Raw genomic sequence first — 20,121 nt, forward strand, 5'->3', positions numbered from 1 at the left:
TTAAAGTTTTACGAAAATTTTATGCTAAAAAATCGCTGTTCAAAATCATTGGAATCACTAAACCAACAACAATGGCCGATATTACCATAATCCAATCTCGTTTAGAAAACCTGAATATGGTTTGAGCCACAAACCCTAGAAACAGCACAATAAATACGATAATAACCTGCGCAAGCTCAATGCCCAATGCAAATTCTAATAACATAACTAACTTATTATCGGAATCTCCCAAAAGCATACGAAACTCGCGTGCAAAGCCTAATCCATGGATTAAACCAAAAAATAGGGTTGACAAAAACAATACCCCTACCTTTTCTTTTTGAGCACCCTTTCCGGCAGTAAATACATTAAACAGTGCAACAACCATAATAGTTATAGGAATTAAAAACTCTACCAAACTAGCATTTACATGAACAACACCATAAGCCGCTAAAACCAAAGATAAGGTATGGCCAAGTGTAAACATAGTAACTAACAAAAGCACCCGTTTCCAGTCTTTAAACAAATAAGGAATGGTTAGAACAATAAGAAATAAAACATGGTCGTAGGCATTAATATCAAGCACATGATTAATACCATATTCAACATTAAACCAAAAACTGTCGAGCATAATAATTAAGATTTAGGGAGCGTCAAATATACGATTTATTATATTTTTTACTTAATTGAAAAATCATCTCCTCGGTAATAGCATCGAGGGAGAACCGATGCTTCCATTTCCAATCTTGTCTGGCATAAGAATCATTTATACTCTTTGGCCAACTGTTAGCGATGTCTTGCCTATAATCTGGTTTATACGCTACTTTAAAATCTGGAATATACTTTCTAATGGATGTGACAATCTCTTCTGGAGAAAAACTTATCGCTGCCAGATTGTACGACGACCTAATTTTAATAGCCTCTGCCTTAGCATTCATAATATCAATAGTTGCTTTTATAGCATCATCCATAAACATCATAGGTAATTCTGAATCCGGCTTTAAAAAACATTCATAAACCCCATATTTAATAGCCTCATGGTATATTTCTACAGCGTAATCTGTGGTTCCCCCTCCTGGTAACGTTTTCCAGCTAATAATACCAGGATATCGTATACTTCTAACATCCACATCATATTTGCTATGATAGTATTCACACCAGCGTTCCCCGACCTGCTTGGTAATCCCATACACGGTAGTTGGTTCCATAGTCGTGTATTGCGGTGTGTATTGCGTGGGTGTACTCGGCCCAAAAACAGCGATACTGGAAGGCCAAAATACCTTTTTAATAAATCTCGATTTTGCTAGATTTAAAACATTAAACAAAGAGTTCATGTTTAAATCCCAAGCCTTCATAGGGTATTTTTCACCAGTAGCACTTAACATCGCTGCCATTAAATACACAGTATCAATATTAAATTTTTCAACACAGGTTTTTACACTAGAATAATCCATAGCATCCACTATTTCAAAAATTCCAGAATTAACGATATCAAGATTGCTGTAACTAATATCGCTAGCTACCACCTTATCATCACCATAAAGCTGCCGCAGCCTAAACGTTAACTCAGAACCAATTTGCCCGCAAGCTCCAATAATTAATATTTTAGAGTCCATTTACAATCATAATTATGAGGATTTTTCAAAAATAATAAGATTTTATTGATAATAATTTATTTTTAAGGTGAAAAAATACGGATTTGCATGACTTACGAATTCTAGAAAGTATAAACCTTTAGCATATATTTGTTCTATATTTCTTTAAATACTACGTCATGGCAATAAAACCCCTATTTTTTTTAAGTTTTTTGTTTTTAATAACGGCCTGTAAGAAAGAGCAAGAAAACAATGTTTCTTCCCAGATTGAACAAAACATACACCATGAGGTTTCAAGAAATGACATAGAAGCCCTAGACTATACAGAGTACATTATAGATTCGAAAGCCGACAAGCTAATACAGGATTGGTCGGAATACATCCAAATTCAGGAAGTTATAAGTAGTGTTAAAACGGGCGATTTAAGTTTTTTTAACGATAATAAAAAAGCTATTAAACAACTACTAAAAGAACTAAAATCTAATATTCCAGAAGCATTAAAAACCGCATCTATTGAAGCTAGAATATTAGTATTTGAAACCAAACTTTATCAGCTTGAAAGCTTGTCTAATTTATCAACAACAAGTAAAGAGGAATTACTGTCTACCATAAAAGAGTTTCTAGTTGCTTTTTCTAATTTAAGCCTTCAAATCAACAAAAAAATTGAGTTTGATACTCAAGTCATTGAAAAGCCATAGCGCATTGAAACAAGAACGCTGCTCAATATCTGAACAGCGATTTTAAAACCAACTCGTTAATACCTTCTTATTCTTTAGAGGGCTCTGCCTGTTCTTGCAGCACCTGCTTCTGCCTTAATAATTCATTTTTTGAAATTCTAATGAGATTAAAATTTGGAGCCATTTTAAGCGCAGCATCTAAAATATCAACCGACGCATCAATATTTGCCTTAGTATCCTTATTGTAGGTAGATAAGGCTTGTAAATACATAAATGCTGCCTTTAGCGACACTTCGTATGGTTGTTGCGATTCGTAAAACGCCCGATTCATATCGTCTTTAGAATTTGCTAAACCATAGGCAATATGTTTATCTGCTTCTTCTAAATTTTTCAACTGCAAGTTTAATTCAGCCAGCTCGTAAGCAACAGCTGGACTCGCAGCTCGTTTAAATATTTCATTAAACTGCTCTATGGCCAGCTTTGGCTGTTTTACGGCCTGTAACGAAATTGCCTTTACCTCTATGGCTATATCCGAATCAGAAGGGTTAAACTCAACTCCAATGGTATTTAGTGCCTGCATATACTTTCCTTCTCTCATATAAACATAAGCTAGGGTATCTGTTCTTGCTTGAGATGGATTTAGGATGTTTAGGTGTGTCATCCCGTTAATCATACCCTGTACATCCCCTTGTTTTTTCATTTGCTTATAGTAAGCTTCGTAATGTGTTACCAATTCTGAGTTAGCTTGTGCATTCAACATAAAACTACTCATCACTAAAACCAATCCAATTAATGTCTTCATTCTGTTTAATCTGTTAAAATTCTGGCCTAAAACTATAAAAAAATGGTCTCTATTCTCTTAAAAGATTGCTAATTATTTAAGGGTTTTATGATTTAATAACGTATGATTTTTGGAAACCGATACCATGTCTTACAATTTGGCTCTCATTTTTTTTCTAGGAAAATTAAAAAAGATTGGCTATATTTAAGTTTAGCTAAAAAATAAATTACATATGGGAATAAAGAGTTTTCAAGGAGCCAGAAGGCAACAATCAAGCAGTTCGGAGTCGCAATCCTTAACGGTAAGCGATTATATGACAAGAAGCTTGATTACGTTTAAACCCGACCAGAGTATTGAAAGCGTTATGCAGGCATTAATTAAACACAGAATCTCTGGAGGACCTGTTGTCAATGATAAGCATGAATTAGTAGGTATTATATCTGAAGGCGATTGTATTAAGCAAATTAGTGAAAGTAGATACTACAATATGCCAATGCAAGATCAAACCATTGAAAAGCATATGGTTTCTAATGTAGAAACTATTGATGGAAACATGAATATTTTTGATGCTGCCAAAAAGTTTTTAGATTCAAAACGTCGGCGTTTTCCAATTCTTGAAAACGGAAAATTGGTGGGACAAATAAGTCAAAAAGATATTTTAAAGGCAGCTATGACTATGAAGGGGCAAACCTGGAAATAACCTAAAGCCTTTTTTAAACATTAAAGCTTTTGATTGTTATTAATCAAAAGCTTTTCTTTATTAGATTTTTTCCAAACAGCGTCAGAAACATGTGGCTTGCTTCTTGTTATTAGCTTTCGCGTTTCACCAAAACAAAGTAATCATTTTCGAGGGCCAAATACCCTTGATCATAAACAAAATAATATACAGTACCTGCTTTGGTAGTATACAAACTAGTGAAATAATTAAAATCGAAACCAGCCTCAATAAGTTTTGCTCTTGAGGTCTTAGTTTTTTGACTTACGTTTAGAGATTCTAAAATTCTATAGTTCTTCCTTAACCTATTATTGGTATTTCTTATTAGGTTTTTACTATCTTTATTTACCCTATTATTATAGGCGTTCCTGCATCCATCGTTACAGAATTTTTTATCAATTCTTCCCACAATTTTATCTCCACACTCCAAACATTGCTTTTCCATAATTACTTGTTTTCAATTTTATACCATCTAAGATCCATATGCTCTCTCTCAAAATAAAATGTATTTATATAATTCAACCCTATTTTTAATAAGGCTTGGTGCGACGCTTGGTTATCTATATGTGTCGTTGCGTAAAGTCGTTTTAGTTTCATTGTTTTAAAAGCATAGGCAAGGGCGGCCTTTCCAGATTCTGTAGCATATCCTTTACCCCAATATCTGGGAATTAGCCTATAACCAAGATCGTAATATTTTGTAAATCCATTCATATTAAATTCTATATTTAACCGCAGCCCAGACCAACCAATAAAATCTCCTGATTCTTTTTCTATAGCAACCCAACGCCCTATTCCTCTTTCATGGTACTGGTTTATCACGCCTCGTATCACGGCAAGCGATGAGGCTTTATTTGTAAACGGTCTATTCCCTAAATATTTATGGACTCTTGGATCTGAATCTAACTCAAACATGCCTTCTAGATCTGCTTCTCGCATATCCCTTAAAATTAGTCTTTCTGTTTCTATTTCGAATTTCATATGCCTTAATTACCAATTCCCAGCATAACTTAAAGGTGTGTTGGTTTGCTGCTTTAAATACAAATACTGATAGTTCAAAATTTGTCTGATATGCAAATAATCATGAGCTAGCCAATTATTTAAGAATAACTCCGCTGATAACTCACCTAACTCTGGATGCTTAATGGCATGGCCCCATGAGGGCTTTTTCAAATTTTTCAACCAAGCTATCGATTTTTTACGTTCGTTTAAAAACATGATTAAGGTGTCGTTATAATTCTTTGAAATATAATCGTGTCTGGCAACCCATCCAACTGGGTCTATTGGGACTAAAGGTTTTTGGGGTGTTTCAAGGGCATGTTTTAATCTTGCTTTAAAATCGTACTGTTCTTCATCTAGTAAATGACACACAATTTCTAAAAGGCACCACTTTTCTGGTTTCGTCCTCCAAAGCGTTTCTTCGAGGCTTTTATTTTTGAGTAAGCCTTCAAAAACCAAAATATTTTCCTCTAACTTTTTAATTATAAATGCACTGCTCATTCCCTAATGTTCTATGTTTTCCTGATGTTCTGGGTACTTATTACCCATAAGTTCCAAGTAATATTTTTTACGATTGCTGTGAGTAATTGCGTGGTTTAGCACTTAACTTTGCAAGTACACACCAAACTGAAAATCCGCTAGGATTTTTAGAAGTAGGCGATAACTAGCAATTACTTATAGCCATTGTTGTAGCCAGTTTTTTTTAAAATTTAAACACACTATCAAATAGTTTTTCTGCTATTAATTCAGTTCGTTCGATAATACTTTCTTTTGTCCAATCAGTCGCATTTTTAACCTCGTCATCCAAATATACATTCGAATTCAAATAAACAGGTTTTTTTACTGAAAATGGTTTATTGCCCAATTTTCCATTGAGACTTTCGTCCATTAGAAGTAAATTTCCAATTTTCCCTATATCTGAAATATCAATTGTTTTTGAATTATCCTTTTCTGCGAAAACATGCTCAATAGTCATTAGTTCATAGTGAATTGCAGTTCCTGTCTGTGTTTGTTTTGAATAGAAGTTGTCGTATTTAGTCAGTATATACTTAATTAGAGCTTTTTCCTTTGTGTATACCGAACTGTAGTTCAATTCTAGAAAATTTGCAACAAATTCATCTTTAGATGGTAATTTATCTCTTAACTTCTTTTTTAAGTCGTCTAAAGCTTTAGTCTTATTATTTTGGTCAGCTTGGTCTAATTGTCTTGCGTGAAATGCGTACATAAATGAAATTCCACCTGATGAGCGTTGAGATGTTACAGCGGTAAATATGAAATGGAAGCATTCAATGGCATTAATAATATCTTTAACTCTTTTAAGTTTTAAACTTCCCTTGTCATATTCCCTCATTACTGATAATAACATAGGAATCTGTTGTTTAACACGAAAGATGCTTAGTGCTTGAAGTGAGTTTTTTACGTCTTCCTCTTCATTTTTCCATTCCCTATAAGATGTGTCTAATGTTTCTCTATAAATTCTAGTTTCATTTAAGATATCATTTAGAAATGTCTTTGCGTTTCTTTTATTTACAATTTGCTTTAATGACTTAAATAATTTTTTCTGGGTTGTGAATTCATACTTTGAAAGCCAAAAATGATGAAGGAAACTGTCCATATTTAAATCAGCATTCGAGCCCTCAATTATGGTTCTAGCATCAGTCCATTTATCTTTTGACAGGTCTACGGACTTATTCTTTTTTGGAAGCATTTTGGTTAGATGATTTTTTACTAAATCTGATACTCTCAGATCTTTCCCGCGAGTATTGAGTGTTTCAAAAATGATATAAGCATCATCTTCATTTCCAAGTTCAATGTATATGACCTTTAAGTTGAGTATTTTATCACGAATATCTTTTAAGGTCTTGACTTTTTGTTCTTGTTTTTCTTTATCGGATATAGTAGTGCTCTTATCGATAGAGTCCAATTCCTTGTTGACTAATGTCATTAGATAATCATATCCTTTCTTTATATACTCTTCTTCTTTTTTAGCGGGAATTTCTGACACATCCGATAAATCAAATTTTTGAACATTTTCATGAAAAAAAGGATAACTGCTTTCTGTTTGAAGTACATAGTTCAGTTGGTCGTCTAAATCTTTACGCTCAATCATACCTTGAGTGCCTTTAGCTAAACTATCTTCTCCAATATTTTTAAATGCTTCACGAATAACACCTAAAAGCATTGTTATTGTAGTTAATCTCTGTTGGCCATCGACTACACCAAAAGTATCCTCTGTAATTTCATAAACAACCATTGAACCGATAAAGTAGTCTCCGCTACTTTCTCGAATGGAATCATTCCAAAAATCTTCAATATGTTCTCTGTCCCAAGAGTATGGCCTTTGAAACCTAGGTATTTTATAATAACTTGATTTAAGTACTGTTCTTATGGTTTTATCTATACTTGATATGTTCATTTACGTTTTTCTTAAATTTCCTACAACTAGTTAATAATCCCCAAGATAATAAAAATTTATCCGTTTACAAACGAATACAAACATTTACAAACGATTTTAAATAAGTAACGACCGAATATCTTTTGCTTTCCATCTCATATTTGCAGTGTCGAAACATAAGAACCTGCCTACCAACAGACAGACTCGATAGTATCAATTGTTTAACGAAAAAATTAAAATTATGAGTACACTAAGAAACAAAGTACAATTGATTGGTAACTTAGGAAATGATCCTGAAATCATCAATCTAGAATCTGGTAAAACTTTAGCAAAATTTAATATTGCTACCAACGAAAGTTATACGAACAATAGTGGTGAACGCATTACGGATACCCAATGGCATAATATTGTAGCTTGGGGGAAAACAGCCCAAATTATTGAAAAATATGTTACTAAAGGCAAGGAGATTGCCATTGAGGGAAAACTTACCTCTAGAAGTTATGATGACAAAGATGGTAATAAAAGATATATTACTGAAATAGTATGCAACGAGCTCCTAATGTTAGGGAAATAAATCTGGTAACATCTTGATAGAAAAAGGAAGTTTTTTAATTAAAAACTTCCTTTTTATTTTAATCAAACTTGTTAGGCCTACCTCCTAAAAAAAGGAAACAAGAACACGTAAAAAACTATGATTTATAGATTATCAACATTGTAATAACCACCTTTATTTTCAGTACGATCTAACGATTGTCTAATAATAAGATGCGCCACATTAATCATATTGCGAAGTTCACAAAGGGAGGTTGTTATTTTCGATTCTTTATACAAATCCTCAACTTCCTCATAAATTAAATCTAAGTGTTTTATCGCTCTTTTTAAACGTTTATTACTTCTTACAATGCCAACATAATCGCGCATTAAGGCCTGAAGCTGTTTTAAGTTATGTTGAATCAATATGTGCTCTTTAGGAATACTTGTGCCTTCATCATTCCAATCTGGAATATTAACATCTAAAGGATTATTATCTTTTTTTGCCAAGTTTTTATAAATATTATGAGCGTACACTAAAGCCTCTAATAAAGAATTTGAAGCAAGCCTGTTAGCGCCGTGTAATCCAGTTCTTGAACATTCGCCACAAGCATAAAGATTATCTATAGTGGTTTTTCCCTTTTTATTAACCTTAATACCCCCACACACATAGTGGGATGCCGGCACAACAGGAATCCAGTCTGTCTTAATATCAATATGATGTTCTAAACACTTTTGGTATATATTTGGAAAGTGATCTATAAAAGCATCCATATCTAAATGAGTGCAATCTAAATAAACATGAGCTTCTCCCGACTTTTTTAATTCATTATCTATGCTTTGAGATACGATATCTCTAGATGCCAACTCAGCGCGTTCATCATAATCAGGCATAAATCTATAGCCTTCCTTATTCCTTAAATAAGCACCAAAACCTCTTACTGCCTCAGAAATTAAAAAAGAAGATTCGCCTTTGGCTTCATACAATGCTGTAGGGTGAAATTGCACAAATTCCATATCCTTTATCCTCGCCTTTGCTCTATAAGCCATGGCAATACCATCACCAGTGGCAATTACAGGGTTGGTAGTATGACCGTACACGCAACCTATACCACCAGAAGCTAATAAGGTATTATTTGCCTTAATTGTAAATATACTACCAGAATTTTGATCTAACACATAGGCGCCATAACAACGTAATGTGTTCGTTTCGTTTTCTTCAATATGGTGATTAGTTACCAAATCAATAGCAAAATGATGCGGTAAAATGGTGACATTATCAAGCTGATGGACTTTGGTTAGTAACGCACGCTCAATTTCGAATCCAGTAATATCTTTATGGTGTATTATTCTATATTCAGAATGCCCACCTTCTTTCCCTAAATCGAATTTTCCGGAGTCATTTACATCAAAATTAGCGCCCCACAGTAAAAGTTCTTTCAGTCTATCTGGACCTTCTTTAACAACCATTTCCACCACCTCCTTATCACATAGGCCATCGCCAGCAATTAAGGTGTCCTTAATATGCTTTTTAAAAGAATCTTCTTTATTAGAAACGATAGCAACACCTCCTTGAGCATATTTAGTATTGGATTCGTCCTCAAAAGACTTGGTAACAATAACGACCGTACGTTCGGGAAACTTTTCTGCGATTTTTACAGCAAATGTTAGCCCTGCTACCCCCGAACCGATAACTAAATAATCTGTTGTCATCATTTTATTTTGACAACTCTAGCATACGTTCTATGGGCAATAAAGCACGATCTATAATTGCAGGATCGACCTCAATTTGAGGAGACTCATTCAAAAGGCAGTCGTATAATTTTTGCATAGTATTCATTTTCATAAAATGACATTCACTACAAGCACAGGTATTATCTTCTTTAGCTGGCGCAGGAACCAGTTCTGTATTTGGCATTTCCTGTTGCATTTTATGTAATATCCCAGCTTCTGTGGCCACAATAAACTTTTGGTCTTGATGTTCCTTTACATAATTTATCATCCCTGATGTTGAACCAATATAGGCGGCCGTATCTAAAATATGCGTTTCAGATTCTGGATGCGCAATAATTTTATAGTCAGGATATTTTTTATGAAGTTCTATAAGTTTATCCATAGAGAAAGCCTCATGCACCACACAACTACCGTCCCAAAGCAACATATCTCTACCTGTCTCATTAATTATATAACGCCCTAAGTTCTTATCTGGCGCAAAAATTATAGGTGTTTCTTTGTGGATAGACTCTACAATTTTCAATGCATTTGAAGAGGTACAAACAATATCGCTAAGCGCCTTTATCTCTGCAGAACAGTTTACATAAGTAATAACAACGTGGTTAGGATGTGCTTTTGTAAACTTCTCAAAAGCTTCTGGTGGACAAGAATCTGCCAAAGAACATCCAGCATTCACATCTGGTAATACCACTGTTTTTGAAGGGTTTAATATTTTTGCAGTCTCTGCCATAAAGTGCACCCCAGCAAAAACAATAATATCGGCATCTGTCTCTGCCGCTTTTTGAGACAAACCTAAACTATCACCAACATAATCAGCTATATCTTGAATTTCACCTATTTGATAATAATGCGCCAAAATAACAGCATTCTTCTCCTTTTTAAGGCGTTTTATTTCTTCTACTAAATCCATTTTAATCTGTGAGAATAATTGTAAAATATTAAATAGCCAGTATTTACTATTCTTAAAGTTACAAATATCTTAATTAAAAGCTTTAATAAAATGTGAATTCCCTAAAAAAACACTTTGAATATAAAACCGTTAGTTTTTTTATTAAATCATTAAACTTTTGTTAAACAATGTCTTTATTATTTAATAAAACAAGAAAGTATTTTTCCGGGTTTTAGCCCATTAAGCCGTTACCGTTAGGCTTTGAAGCTCCATTTGAATTTGATTTAAAACAGCCTCCGTCTCCTTTAGTTCTTTTAAAACTGAAGATTTAATATCCTCAAATCGATGCTTAACGTTATCAAAAAGACCATGGTAATATGCCACACCTACTTTCATATTACTGGTAAATGTTTTTAAATACTTCTCTTCTTTTTTATTCATAGACATGCGTGCTTCATCCAATTTATTTTTTAAATAATCTATATAAATGTGAAGCTCTTTAATAAACAAGTTAGGTCGGTCTGTGCGAGATACCATGTTAGACCTTCCGTAAATATGATCTGTAATATTTTGAAGACTCATAACTTTAGAATAGTAAGCCATATTAGGTCCAGGGCAAATAGACACTCCATTTCCTTCCACCTTTGTATCTAATTTGTACTTTAATAAAGCCGATGTGCCCAAACCAACGCAAGTACATGACTTTTCAATAATTTTATCATAAGCTTTTTGATATGATATTGGGTCTAGATTCTGCTCTTTTAGATCCTTAATTTTTAAATATTGATACTCCCTGGATGCTGTACAAATTCCAGCCTCTTTAAATTCTTTGTTCAAGGCAACAAACTTTTTGGGACACGAACTACCAGGTCTATTCTTATCAATTAACGTCTGTTTCTCAATGTCTTTTGTATTGTTCTTTAAATTGTTGAACGGGATTCCTAGTGGAGAAATATCACTTAAATATAAATCCTTTTCTTCTGCTTTAGCCAACTTCATTAATGTTTCATCATCTACCGTTGTGGCTTCTGGCACCAGTAAAAAAGGACTTCCCCAACCTACAGAATCTAAATCGTAGTGCTCTAATAGAAACTCATGTTCCTCCTCTGTTCCCACTCCTCCCTGTGCGGTTATTTCAAAAGACAAGGGCACATTAGGAATGATTCTGTTTTGATTAGTAAGTTCTTTTTGTAAAACTCCTTGAATAGCTTCTAGGAGTTCCGCTCGCTTTTCTTTAAACTCTGCCAAAACAGGCCCGAGTAAATACCCATCTGTTGCAAAGGCATGGCCACCACAATTTAATCCAGACTCAATTCTGTATTCCGAAACCCATAAGCCTTTCTTTGCTAAAAAACGCCCTTGAATAAGTGCCGATCTATAATCACTCACTTTTAAAATAATACGTTTGTTAAAATGACCGTTTTTATCTGGATAAAAATCATCAAACTGCCCCATGTAGCTATATAGCCTTGGATTCATCCCCGCCGATAAAACCACTGAAGAATTCAATTTACTTTGTGCAAAACCACGTAAAGCGGCGTGAGCATCATTATATTCGGTAGCTAATTTTTCAGACTTCGTATAATTATCTTTATCTACTTTAGTCATGATATTAACATCGATAGCTCCCATCACCAAATTTTTTGAAGCCCACTCTTTAATTTCAGAAAAATTAAAACCTTTGGCGGTCATATTTTTAAATTCAGACTTCAACTTCGAATTGTCAGGCAACATATGAATGTATGCTAAAAGCTCATCGCCTTTTTTTGAAGTCATGTTTTTTAGAGATTCAAACTTCTCTTCTGCCAAATCACTAATTAAATTCAGGTAAGACGTTATACGCTTTGCTCTAAAATCTTCAATTTTATCTGTTATTTCCTGATAAGGAATTTCAAATTTCTCGCTGTACATTTTCCTTAATTTCTCAAGCAAAATGTCGTCTACCAACGAGATTACCGAATCCATTCCATATTGTGCCACTTTTAGTGGTGTATCTATTGTAAAACCTATTCCCATAACAGGAATATGAAAAGAATGTGCTTTCTTCATAAACTAATTTTAATTGAACTAGTAAAATCAGGATTCATTCATGATGCCACTAGTTAAACGCTAGTATGTCGTTTATTATTTAATTAATCTGCAAAGCTAAACACGGTGTTTGGGTTAAATTATGACATATGTCATGCCACAACAAATTAGAGCGTATAAGCTTTTAGATGCGTTTAAATGAAAAACGAAAGGATTAGAGCTTATTTTTTAATAATCATCAAATTAAATTAATTATCGATTGAATATCTATAAAACTTTTGAAAAGCTGTGATAATAACCACCTGTTTAGTACTTTTATGCTCAATTTTCAACAGATAGATACTATGTCAGTAGAGCCAAAATTAACCAGATTTAACCAAAGCGTTTTGTCAAAATACCAGATATACAACAGTATATTTATGACATTACCTTTTGATGCGGTAACAAAAACTGGGGTGCTTCTCCCATTATTTCATGAAACCTGTAAAAAAGGTTTTGAGCAGGGTGATGACCCTACAACCATTGTTGATACTTTTTTCACGAAGTACCAAGCACGAAGAAATAAAGAAAGTCAAATAAATTTACTCTTTAGATTTATTCAATATATAGAAAGACAAGTTGTACTATTTGACGCTATAGAAGACGCTTCATTTTCTACGGTAAATAATATGGAAGGTGTTGGTACCTTAAGAAACCTTAAAGGTTCTGCAAGATCTGAGGGCAAACTAGAAGAACTTAAGGACTTTTTAGAGGAATTTAAAGTGCGTATTGTTTTAACAGCACACCCCACGCAGTTTTATCCAGGATCTGTTCTAGGAATTATTACAAATCTAACAGATGCTATTAAAAGAAATGACCTTACAGATATTAATAACTTGTTTGGTCAATTAGGTAAAACACCGTTCTTTAAACACAAGAAACCAACACCATACCAAGAGGCTAAAAGTTTAATCTGGTATTTAGAAAATGTGTTCTACGAAACCTTTGGAGAGATATACAACTATATTCAAACCAATATTTATGATGATGGTAAAAAACATAACGACATCATCAACATTGGATTTTGGCCAGGTGGTGACCGCGACGGAAACCCATTTGTAAAACCAGAAACCACTTTAAAAGTGGCTAAAAAGCTTAAAAAAGCAATTCTTAAAAAATACTATCAAGATCTAAAAGTTTTAAGAAAAAAACTAACGTTTAGAGGTGTAGAAGAACGCATCATTCGTTTGGAAACCATAATGTATGAGTACAGTATAAATCTTAAAACCAAAAAAGCGATTAGCGCCAAAGAATTAAGAACAGAACTTTTAAGTATAAGAGATATTATTGTTGAGCAGCACCAATCGCTTTACGTGAATGAAATTAATGAACTTATAAACAGAGTTCACCTTTTTGATTACAGGTTTGCAACGCTAGATATACGACAAGATAGTAGGATTCACCATAATGTTTTCACTACCGTTATAGATCATTTAATTGAAAAAGGTAGCAGTTCATTTCCTAAAAACTATCATGATTTATCTGAATCTGAGCAAATTGAAATCCTATCGAAAGCCGACGATTCGATTGAAGATTTAGAAGTTTTTGAAGATGAAATGGTTAGAAACACTCTAAAAACCATCTCTGTTATAAAAGACATTCAAAAAAGCAATGGCGAGCGTGGAGCAAATCGTTATATTATAAGCAACAACCAAACAGCGCTTAACGTTATGCAATTATTTTCGATGCTGAAGATAGTAGCCTTTAAAGATGCATTAACGGTAGATGTTGCGCCATTATTTGAGACGATTCCCGATTTAGAAAACGCACCTGGAGTTATGGAACAATTATACCAGAACCCAGAATATATGGCACACCTAAGAGCTCGAGGAAGCAGACAACATATCATGTTAGGATTCTCTGACGGAACCAAAGATGGTGGTTATTTAATGGCCAACTGGGGGATATATAAAGCCAAAGAATTATTAACCGAAATGTCTAGAAAATATGACATCACGGCCATATTTTTTGATGGTAGAGGTGGACCACCAGCGCGTGGCGGTGGTAAAACTCACAACTTCTATTCTTCACTTGGTCCAACAATTGAAGACAAAGAAGTGCAAATAACTATTCAAGGACAAACAGTAAGTTCTAATTTTGGAACCAACGATTCGTCGCAATACAACTTGGAACAGTTAATTAGTTCTGGTATTAAGAATAGAATTGACGGTGAAAAGAATCGCTTATCTAATGAAGATAGAAGCGTAATGAACGAATTAGCAGAAACGAGCTACCAAACATATAAAGACTTTAAGAGTCATGCCATGTTTATTCCTTATTTGGAGCGCATGAGTACCTTGAAATACTACGCAAAAACAAATATTGGAAGTAGACCATCAAAACGAGGAAAATCTGATAAGTTGGTGTTTTCAGACTTGAGAGCCATTCCATTTGTAGGCTCTTGGAGTCAGTTAAAGCAAAATGTTCCAGGTTTTTATGGCGTAGGTACAGCTCTTAAAATGTATGAGGATAGAGGGGAATGGGATAAAGTTATAAATCTATATAACAACTCTAAATTCTTTAAAACATTATTAGAGAATAGTATGATGTCTTTAACCAAATCATTCTTTGATCTTACCAAATACATGGCCAAAGATGAAGAATTTGGTGAATTCTGGAAAATTATTTTTGAAGAATACCAGATTACAAAAAGACTACTGTTAAAACTTACTGGTTATGATGAGCTCATGGAAAATGAGCCTGCCGGTAAAGCCTCTATTCAAGTAAGAGAATCTATTGTATTACCATTGTTAACTATTCAGCAATACGCCCTTAAAAAAGTTCAGGAGCTTGAAAAAGCAGGGGTCGCTGCAGACAATCCTGAGAAACTAATTTTTGAAAAAATAGTAACTAGATCTTTATTTGGTAATATTAATGCTAGTAGAAACTCGGCTTAATAATCAAGTCTCTAAATAATACAATAAATAAAAAACCTCGCATAAGCGAGGTTTTTTATTTATGCACAGTTTAATTATTAACTCTCACCACTTATTATTTGCCGAAAACCTATAACACATTTCTAATCTAGTTGTTTATTATAACGCACAAAAAATGCCTTGCTAATAGTAAGCAAGGCATTTTTTAACTAAATAAAATTAAATCTAATCTCTACTTAAATAAAGTATTATATTAGTGTTCATTTAATCGGAAATCTGGATAAGCATCCATACCATGTTCATGGGCATCCAATCCTTCTAACTCTTCTCTTTCAGACACTCTAATGCCCACTACTTTCTTCAGTGTGAAAATAATTAAGAATGATGTTACTAAACAAAATGCCGCATAACAAAGCACTCCAATTAGTTGTGTCATAAAAGTATGCTCTGGGTTGGTTGAAAATATCCCAACAGCCAAAGTACCCCAGATACCACAAATTAAGTGTACCGCTATGGCTCCAACAGGATCATCTAACTTAATAGAATCCACAAAACTTACTGCAAAAACTATAAGTAAACCTGCAATAGCTCCAATAAGAATAGCACTTTCTGGTGTCATTACATCGGCTCCAGCCGTAATACCAACTAAACCACCTAAAATACCATTTAAAAACATTGTTAAATCTAAATTCTTAAATTTTAAGAATGATACCAAAGCAGCAACCACACCACCGGCAGCAGCAGCTAAACATGTTGTAACCAATACTAAAGAAGTTAATTCAGGGTCAGCAGACAATACAGAACCACCATTAAACCCAAACCATCCTAACCAAAGTATTAATACACCAGCCGTAGCTAAAGGTATACTATGACCTGGAATGGCCTGAGGTTTACCATCTTTAAATTTACCAATACGTGAACCGAGCAAATAAACAGCCACTAAAGCAGCCCATCCCCCAACTGAATGTACTAGTGTAGAACCTGCAAAATCATAGAATCCCATTTGATCAAGGAATCCACCTCCCCATTTCCATGAACCAGCAATAGGATAAACTAAACCTACATATATAACTGTAAAAATCATGAATGGTCCAATTTTCATACGTTCGGCAACGGCTCCCGAAACAATTGTAGCGGCCGTTGCAGCAAACATACCTTGAAATAAGAAATCTGTCCACCAAGTATACCCGCCATCGGCATATTCTGGAGTCATACCATTTTCTGGAGGCGCAATACCAAAACCTGCAAATTCGAATATACCAGCAGATCCTTCAGAAAAACCAGGGTACATTAAATTGAATCCTGCAATGTAGTAAAGTAACAACCCTACTGTAATAATAAATATGTTTTTAAATAAAATATTGATTGTGTTTTTTTGCCTAGTTAACCCAATCTCTAAAAATGCAAATCCCGTATGCATAAAGAAAACTAGTGCTGTACAGATCATCATCCATACATTATTCGCTGTAAATAAACCTTCCATTATATCGTTTTTAGTAAATAATTATTTTAAAGTGTCTCCACCTTTTTCTCCCGTTCTTATTCTGTAACATTCAGAAACATCTGAAACAAATATCTTTCCATCCCCTACTTCGCCTGTAGCAGCAGAATTAAGGATGGCTTGAATAGTTGCCTCTTCAAAATCATCATTTACAACGATGGACAAGTGTCTGCGCTGGATATCACTTGTACTATATGATACTCCTCTGTAAACATGCCCTTCCTTCTCATTACCAAGACCAGTAACATCCCAGTAAGAGAAAAAATTTACACCAACCTCATGCAGCGCTTCTTTAACCACACGATATTTGGATTTTCTAATAATTGCTTCAATTTTTTTCATATGTCTAATAGTTGTTTTAGTTAGTCCGTAAAAGTAAAAAAATATTTAAACTACATTAAGGCACTTAAATAACATGCCAAAAACATACCCCTAACTACATAATTAAAGGATGCCCTTTAAATCGGGCATCCTTTTTATTAACACTTAAATTTATCAAACTAATCGTCAAATCTCTTTGTTAGTTCAATAAGATTAATCTTCAATTTCTCTTTGTCTTTTACCTGGGTACGCTAAAGCACCGTGCTCAGATAAATCAAGACCTTCAATCTCTACTTTTTCCGATACTCTTAGTCCTAAAGTCTTTTTCAACACCGTTAGGAAAACAAAAGAAGTAATTACAGCCCAAGCAGCATATGCCAAAGTACCTATTAACTGAGTTACAAACTGTGAAGAACCTCCACCATTAAATAATCCAATTCCAGTATCTCCGTCAACACCCCAAAGTCCAATAACTAAAGTACCCCAAGCACCAGCAATACCATGTACTGAAAACGCACCTACGGCATCATCAACTTTAAGTTTTTGCTCTACAAGCTCCATTGAGAATACTACAATAATACCACCAACAAAACCTGCTATAATAGCACCACCTTCAGTCATGTTTCCACAACCAGCTGTAATACTCACTAAACCAGCTAAGGCTCCATTTAACGTCATATCTAAATTTGGCTTTTTGTATTTAAACCATGATAAGAAAAGAGCTCCAAGTGCACCGGCAGAAGCAGCCAAGTTAGTAACTAAAACTACCATAGAAGCACCTACAGCGTCATCACCACCCCAAGCTAATTGAGATCCACCATTAAATCCAAACCATCCAAACCATAAGATAAATACACCTAAGGCTGCTAATAATTTGTTATGACCAGGAATATTAACGGCTTTTCCATCCATGTATTTCCCTAATCTTGGTCCTACCAAATAAGCAGCAACTAAAGCAGCCCATCCACCAACAGCGTGTACAATAGAAGAACCAGCAAAATCGATAAAGCCCATTTGAGCTAACCAACCATCACCGTTCCATTGCCATCCACCAGCAATAGGGTAGATAAAAGCGGTTAATACTAAAGAGAAAATAAGGTAAGTTGAATATTTTGTTCTACCAGCAATAGCTCCAGATACAATAGTAGCAGCAGTAGCACAGAATACTGTTTGGAAAAATAAATCCGCTGGACCTTGGTTATACATAAGTCCACCCCAACCTATCCATCCGTTGGTGTCTCCATACATAAGCGAATACCCAATAAACCAAAATACTAGCGATCCTACTGCAATGTCCAATACATTTTTCATAGCAATATTTACAACGTTCTTTGAGCGGGTCATACCAGATTCAACTAAAGTGAATCCTGCTTGCATTAAGAATACCAAGATACCAGAAATAAGCATCCATAACATTCCCATATCGCCTTCAACTGCGGCGGTGTCTTGCATTATAAGGGGCATATTAAATAATGACATAATAAATAATTTTTAGGGTTAGTTAATTAAAGAAAAGGCAAGTTCTAAGAGAACTTGCCTTGATTCTCTATATATGTGTTTTTTAAACTGTTTCTTAGAATGCGTAGATAGCAGCTAAAGTAAACGCAGCCAAACTATCCGTTGGAGCTCCGTCATTATCAATAAACTTACCGTAGAACATTCCGTCATCTTGGTTAGATAAGGCATCTAACCTAAGTTCTGGCTTGATAATTAAGTTATCAACAGTAAAACTTCCTGTTAAAGTAGTTGCAAACACAGATGGTAAATCATCACCATCACCATGTAATGCGAAATACTCACCTCTTAAACCAATTGAGAAGCTGTCAGAAGCAGCTAACTGTGGATATAATGCAGCACCATAGAAACCAGATCCGTCATTATCATTATATGCAGCGTTGATTCCTAAATAAAATGCATCTGTTAAATCAAAACCACCAGTGTAGTCAACTTCAAAACCTAAACCACCAGCATTACCACTGTCATAGTATAAGTTTAAGAATTGTCCTTTGTAACCCAATTGAGCTCCAAGAGCATACTCTCCTGTCATAGAGATATCGTTCGTATCCCAAGGATTAGTAACAGCTAACATTAAGCTTAAATCATCAGATAAAGCAAAATCAGCTTTTAAACCCATATGAGAAAATGGACCACTTGAGAATAAATAAGAACAACTGTAGTTAAAGTTTCCTGCTGGAGCAATAACTTCATATCCTAAAAACGTATTCCATCTACCAAAGGTTAAGGTTGTTTTATCAGAAACATTCCAGTAAACATAAGCTTGATTTACAATACCGTCAACTATATCAGTATTAAAAGTAGCACCTGCTCCTCTTGGTCCAGTAACAAGATCAATCACCGCACCAGCTTTTTCTCCTTCATAGCCTACCACTAAGTTGGCCATACCTAAAGCGAAACCAGATTGACCTGCAAAAGCAGTTCCAAAAGTTGCGCCCTCATTATCGGGAGCTGTTAAGTATGTTTGATAATAAGCATCCACAGAACCTGTAATTGAAAGTTTGCTTTCTGTCGCTTCTTCTTGAGCAAATAACGCTGTTGCTACAAAAAGCATTGAAAGAGTAAATAATTTTTTCATAATTGTTTTCATTTTAAGTTATTTAATTAAGTAAGCCTAAATCGTTTGTTATTGTTTTTTTGGTTGTTTTAACAGGCTTACTTTTCCTTAAGAACGAGTCAAAACTAAATCAAATTCACATAACCCCCATAAAAAATAGGGGTATTTGTGTAACTTTTATTAAAATTAAAATTTTACCCCTATTTTTTTAAGGGTATTTACAATAATTCGTTGTTTTTTGATTTTTCAACAAACCTAGTATTTGAATTATTGTCAGTATTTTCCATGGATTACTGATATAATTTTGAAGAATTCAAGAAAACCATACAAGAAATTCAGATATCTACATTTAACACCATATAATATGATTTGATGATTTATTAAAAAAGTGGTGGAATATTGATATATAATTATTTTTATCTCGAGATAGCTTCTAAAATCGAAATAATGAAAACGCCTTTATTGTAATTCGAAAAGTAGAGCGTATCTTAG

Annotated in this window: 18 protein-coding genes; 4 read left to right on the forward strand and 14 right to left on the reverse strand. The window is 34.2% G+C overall.

Annotated features, from left to right (window positions below; translation table 11 throughout):
• Positions 1-19: 19 nt before the first annotated feature.
• A complete protein-coding gene (locus E5D58_RS11905; RefSeq protein WP_136482097.1) occupies positions 20-610 on the reverse strand; it encodes a HupE/UreJ family protein in 591 nt (196 codons plus the stop codon).
• A gap of 22 nt (positions 611-632) precedes the next feature.
• Positions 633-1,595, reverse strand: a complete 963-nt coding sequence (locus tag E5D58_RS11910; protein WP_136482098.1) for an NAD-dependent epimerase/dehydratase family protein — start codon at positions 1,593-1,595, stop codon at positions 633-635.
• 158 nt (positions 1,596-1,753) lie between these two features.
• Here E5D58_RS11910 and E5D58_RS11915 point away from each other — a divergent pair, with 158 nt between their 5' ends.
• Positions 1,754-2,272 carry a hypothetical protein gene (locus tag E5D58_RS11915; protein WP_136482099.1) on the forward strand — a complete coding sequence of 173 codons (519 nt, stop codon included), beginning with the start codon at positions 1,754-1,756 and terminating at the stop codon, positions 2,270-2,272.
• Positions 2,273-2,339: 67 nt separating this feature from the next.
• On the opposite strand, the gene E5D58_RS11920 is transcribed toward E5D58_RS11915, so the two are convergent.
• The gene (locus E5D58_RS11920) at positions 2,340-3,053 is read right to left on the reverse strand and encodes a tetratricopeptide repeat protein (RefSeq protein ID WP_136482100.1); all 714 of its coding nucleotides are present in this window, start codon (positions 3,051-3,053) and stop codon (positions 2,340-2,342) included.
• Positions 3,054-3,264: 211 nt separating this feature from the next.
• Here E5D58_RS11920 and E5D58_RS11925 point away from each other — a divergent pair, with 211 nt between their 5' ends.
• Complete coding sequence (locus tag E5D58_RS11925; protein WP_136482101.1) at positions 3,265-3,732, forward strand: CBS domain-containing protein; 468 nt, start codon at positions 3,265-3,267, stop codon at positions 3,730-3,732.
• Positions 3,733-3,841: 109 nt separating this feature from the next.
• Here E5D58_RS11925 and E5D58_RS11930 read toward each other — a convergent pair whose 3' ends face one another.
• The 4 genes from E5D58_RS11930 to E5D58_RS11945 form a co-directional block, all read right to left on the reverse strand.
• On the reverse strand, positions 3,842-4,192 hold the full coding sequence (locus E5D58_RS11930; RefSeq protein WP_136482102.1) for a hypothetical protein: 351 nt from the start codon (positions 4,190-4,192) through the stop codon (positions 3,842-3,844).
• Positions 4,193-4,194: 2 nt separating this feature from the next.
• Entirely contained in the window at positions 4,195-4,725 is a 531-nt protein-coding gene (locus E5D58_RS11935) for a GNAT family N-acetyltransferase (RefSeq protein ID WP_136482103.1), read from the reverse strand.
• A gap of 9 nt (positions 4,726-4,734) precedes the next feature.
• The gene (locus E5D58_RS11940; RefSeq protein WP_136482104.1) at positions 4,735-5,244 is read right to left on the reverse strand and encodes a DinB family protein; all 510 of its coding nucleotides are present in this window, start codon (positions 5,242-5,244) and stop codon (positions 4,735-4,737) included.
• 202 nt (positions 5,245-5,446) lie between these two features.
• Positions 5,447-7,159 (reverse strand): DUF262 domain-containing protein, encoded by a 1,713-nt coding sequence (locus E5D58_RS11945; protein WP_136482105.1) that lies wholly within the window; start codon positions 7,157-7,159, stop codon positions 5,447-5,449.
• 220 nt (positions 7,160-7,379) lie between these two features.
• Here E5D58_RS11945 and E5D58_RS11950 point away from each other — a divergent pair, with 220 nt between their 5' ends.
• Complete coding sequence (locus tag E5D58_RS11950) at positions 7,380-7,712, forward strand: single-stranded DNA-binding protein (RefSeq protein WP_136482106.1); 333 nt, start codon at positions 7,380-7,382, stop codon at positions 7,710-7,712.
• 122 nt (positions 7,713-7,834) lie between these two features.
• Here E5D58_RS11950 and nadB read toward each other — a convergent pair whose 3' ends face one another.
• The 3 genes from nadB to E5D58_RS11965 all read right to left on the reverse strand — a co-directional run bounded on the left by nadB (position 7,835) and on the right by E5D58_RS11965 (position 12,341).
• Positions 7,835-9,385, reverse strand: a complete 1,551-nt coding sequence (gene nadB, locus E5D58_RS11955) for an L-aspartate oxidase (RefSeq protein ID WP_168796682.1) — start codon at positions 9,383-9,385, stop codon at positions 7,835-7,837.
• Between the two features lies 1 nt (position 9,386).
• Positions 9,387-10,313: a quinolinate synthase NadA gene (nadA, locus tag E5D58_RS11960; protein WP_136482107.1), complete on the reverse strand. Its 927-nt coding sequence runs from the start codon at positions 10,311-10,313 to the stop codon at positions 9,387-9,389.
• 219 nt (positions 10,314-10,532) lie between these two features.
• The gene (locus E5D58_RS11965) at positions 10,533-12,341 is read right to left on the reverse strand and encodes a hypothetical protein (protein WP_136482108.1); all 1,809 of its coding nucleotides are present in this window, start codon (positions 12,339-12,341) and stop codon (positions 10,533-10,535) included.
• A 323-nt stretch (positions 12,342-12,664) separates the two neighbouring features.
• On the opposite strand from E5D58_RS11965, the gene E5D58_RS11970 reads away from it, so the two are divergent.
• Positions 12,665-15,256 (forward strand): phosphoenolpyruvate carboxylase, encoded by a 2,592-nt coding sequence (locus tag E5D58_RS11970; RefSeq protein ID WP_136482109.1) that lies wholly within the window; start codon positions 12,665-12,667, stop codon positions 15,254-15,256.
• Between the two features lie 232 nt (positions 15,257-15,488).
• Here E5D58_RS11970 and E5D58_RS11975 read toward each other — a convergent pair whose 3' ends face one another.
• From E5D58_RS11975 to E5D58_RS11990, 4 genes are all read right to left on the reverse strand, one after another.
• A complete protein-coding gene (locus tag E5D58_RS11975; protein ID WP_136482110.1) occupies positions 15,489-16,718 on the reverse strand; it encodes an ammonium transporter in 1,230 nt (409 codons plus the stop codon).
• Positions 16,719-16,739: 21 nt separating this feature from the next.
• Positions 16,740-17,078 (reverse strand): P-II family nitrogen regulator, encoded by a 339-nt coding sequence (locus tag E5D58_RS11980; protein WP_136482111.1) that lies wholly within the window; start codon positions 17,076-17,078, stop codon positions 16,740-16,742.
• Positions 17,079-17,270: 192 nt separating this feature from the next.
• Positions 17,271-18,536 (reverse strand): ammonium transporter, encoded by a 1,266-nt coding sequence (locus E5D58_RS11985; protein WP_136482112.1) that lies wholly within the window; start codon positions 18,534-18,536, stop codon positions 17,271-17,273.
• Between the two features lie 94 nt (positions 18,537-18,630).
• Positions 18,631-19,650 (reverse strand): outer membrane beta-barrel protein, encoded by a 1,020-nt coding sequence (locus E5D58_RS11990; RefSeq protein ID WP_136482113.1) that lies wholly within the window; start codon positions 19,648-19,650, stop codon positions 18,631-18,633.
• Positions 19,651-20,121: the final 471 nt, after the last annotated feature.

It is taken from the genome of Cognatitamlana onchidii (genome assembly GCF_004804355.1).
Taxonomy (GTDB): Bacteria; Bacteroidota; Bacteroidia; order Flavobacteriales; family Flavobacteriaceae; genus Cognatitamlana; species Cognatitamlana onchidii.

What these genes read in the sequence shown, in the direction of transcription:
- E5D58_RS11905 (WP_136482097.1), bottom strand. Translation starts at nt 610, where the DNA reads ATGCTCGACAGTTTTTGGTTTAATGTTGAATATGGTATTAATCATGTG.
- E5D58_RS11910 (WP_136482098.1), bottom strand. Translation starts at nt 1,595, where the DNA reads ATGGACTCTAAAATATTAATTATTGGAGCTTGCGGGCAAATTGGTTCT.
- E5D58_RS11915 (WP_136482099.1), top strand. Translation starts at nt 1,754, where the DNA reads ATGGCAATAAAACCCCTATTTTTTTTAAGTTTTTTGTTTTTAATAACG.
- E5D58_RS11920 (WP_136482100.1), bottom strand. Translation starts at nt 3,053, where the DNA reads ATGAAGACATTAATTGGATTGGTTTTAGTGATGAGTAGTTTTATGTTG.
- E5D58_RS11925 (WP_136482101.1), top strand. Translation starts at nt 3,265, where the DNA reads ATGGGAATAAAGAGTTTTCAAGGAGCCAGAAGGCAACAATCAAGCAGT.
- E5D58_RS11930 (WP_136482102.1), bottom strand. Translation starts at nt 4,192, where the DNA reads ATGGAAAAGCAATGTTTGGAGTGTGGAGATAAAATTGTGGGAAGAATT.
- E5D58_RS11935 (WP_136482103.1), bottom strand. Translation starts at nt 4,725, where the DNA reads ATGAAATTCGAAATAGAAACAGAAAGACTAATTTTAAGGGATATGCGA.
- E5D58_RS11940 (WP_136482104.1), bottom strand. Translation starts at nt 5,244, where the DNA reads ATGAGCAGTGCATTTATAATTAAAAAGTTAGAGGAAAATATTTTGGTT.
- E5D58_RS11945 (WP_136482105.1), bottom strand. Translation starts at nt 7,159, where the DNA reads ATGAACATATCAAGTATAGATAAAACCATAAGAACAGTACTTAAATCA.
- E5D58_RS11950 (WP_136482106.1), top strand. Translation starts at nt 7,380, where the DNA reads ATGAGTACACTAAGAAACAAAGTACAATTGATTGGTAACTTAGGAAAT.
- nadB (WP_168796682.1), bottom strand. Translation starts at nt 9,385, where the DNA reads ATGATGACAACAGATTATTTAGTTATCGGTTCGGGGGTAGCAGGGCTA.
- nadA (WP_136482107.1), bottom strand. Translation starts at nt 10,313, where the DNA reads ATGGATTTAGTAGAAGAAATAAAACGCCTTAAAAAGGAGAAGAATGCT.
- E5D58_RS11965 (WP_136482108.1), bottom strand. Translation starts at nt 12,341, where the DNA reads ATGAAGAAAGCACATTCTTTTCATATTCCTGTTATGGGAATAGGTTTT.
- E5D58_RS11970 (WP_136482109.1), top strand. Translation starts at nt 12,665, where the DNA reads ATGTCAGTAGAGCCAAAATTAACCAGATTTAACCAAAGCGTTTTGTCA.
- E5D58_RS11975 (WP_136482110.1), bottom strand. Translation starts at nt 16,718, where the DNA reads ATGGAAGGTTTATTTACAGCGAATAATGTATGGATGATGATCTGTACA.
- E5D58_RS11980 (WP_136482111.1), bottom strand. Translation starts at nt 17,078, where the DNA reads ATGAAAAAAATTGAAGCAATTATTAGAAAATCCAAATATCGTGTGGTT.
- E5D58_RS11985 (WP_136482112.1), bottom strand. Translation starts at nt 18,536, where the DNA reads ATGTCATTATTTAATATGCCCCTTATAATGCAAGACACCGCCGCAGTT.
- E5D58_RS11990 (WP_136482113.1), bottom strand. Translation starts at nt 19,650, where the DNA reads ATGAAAAAATTATTTACTCTTTCAATGCTTTTTGTAGCAACAGCGTTA.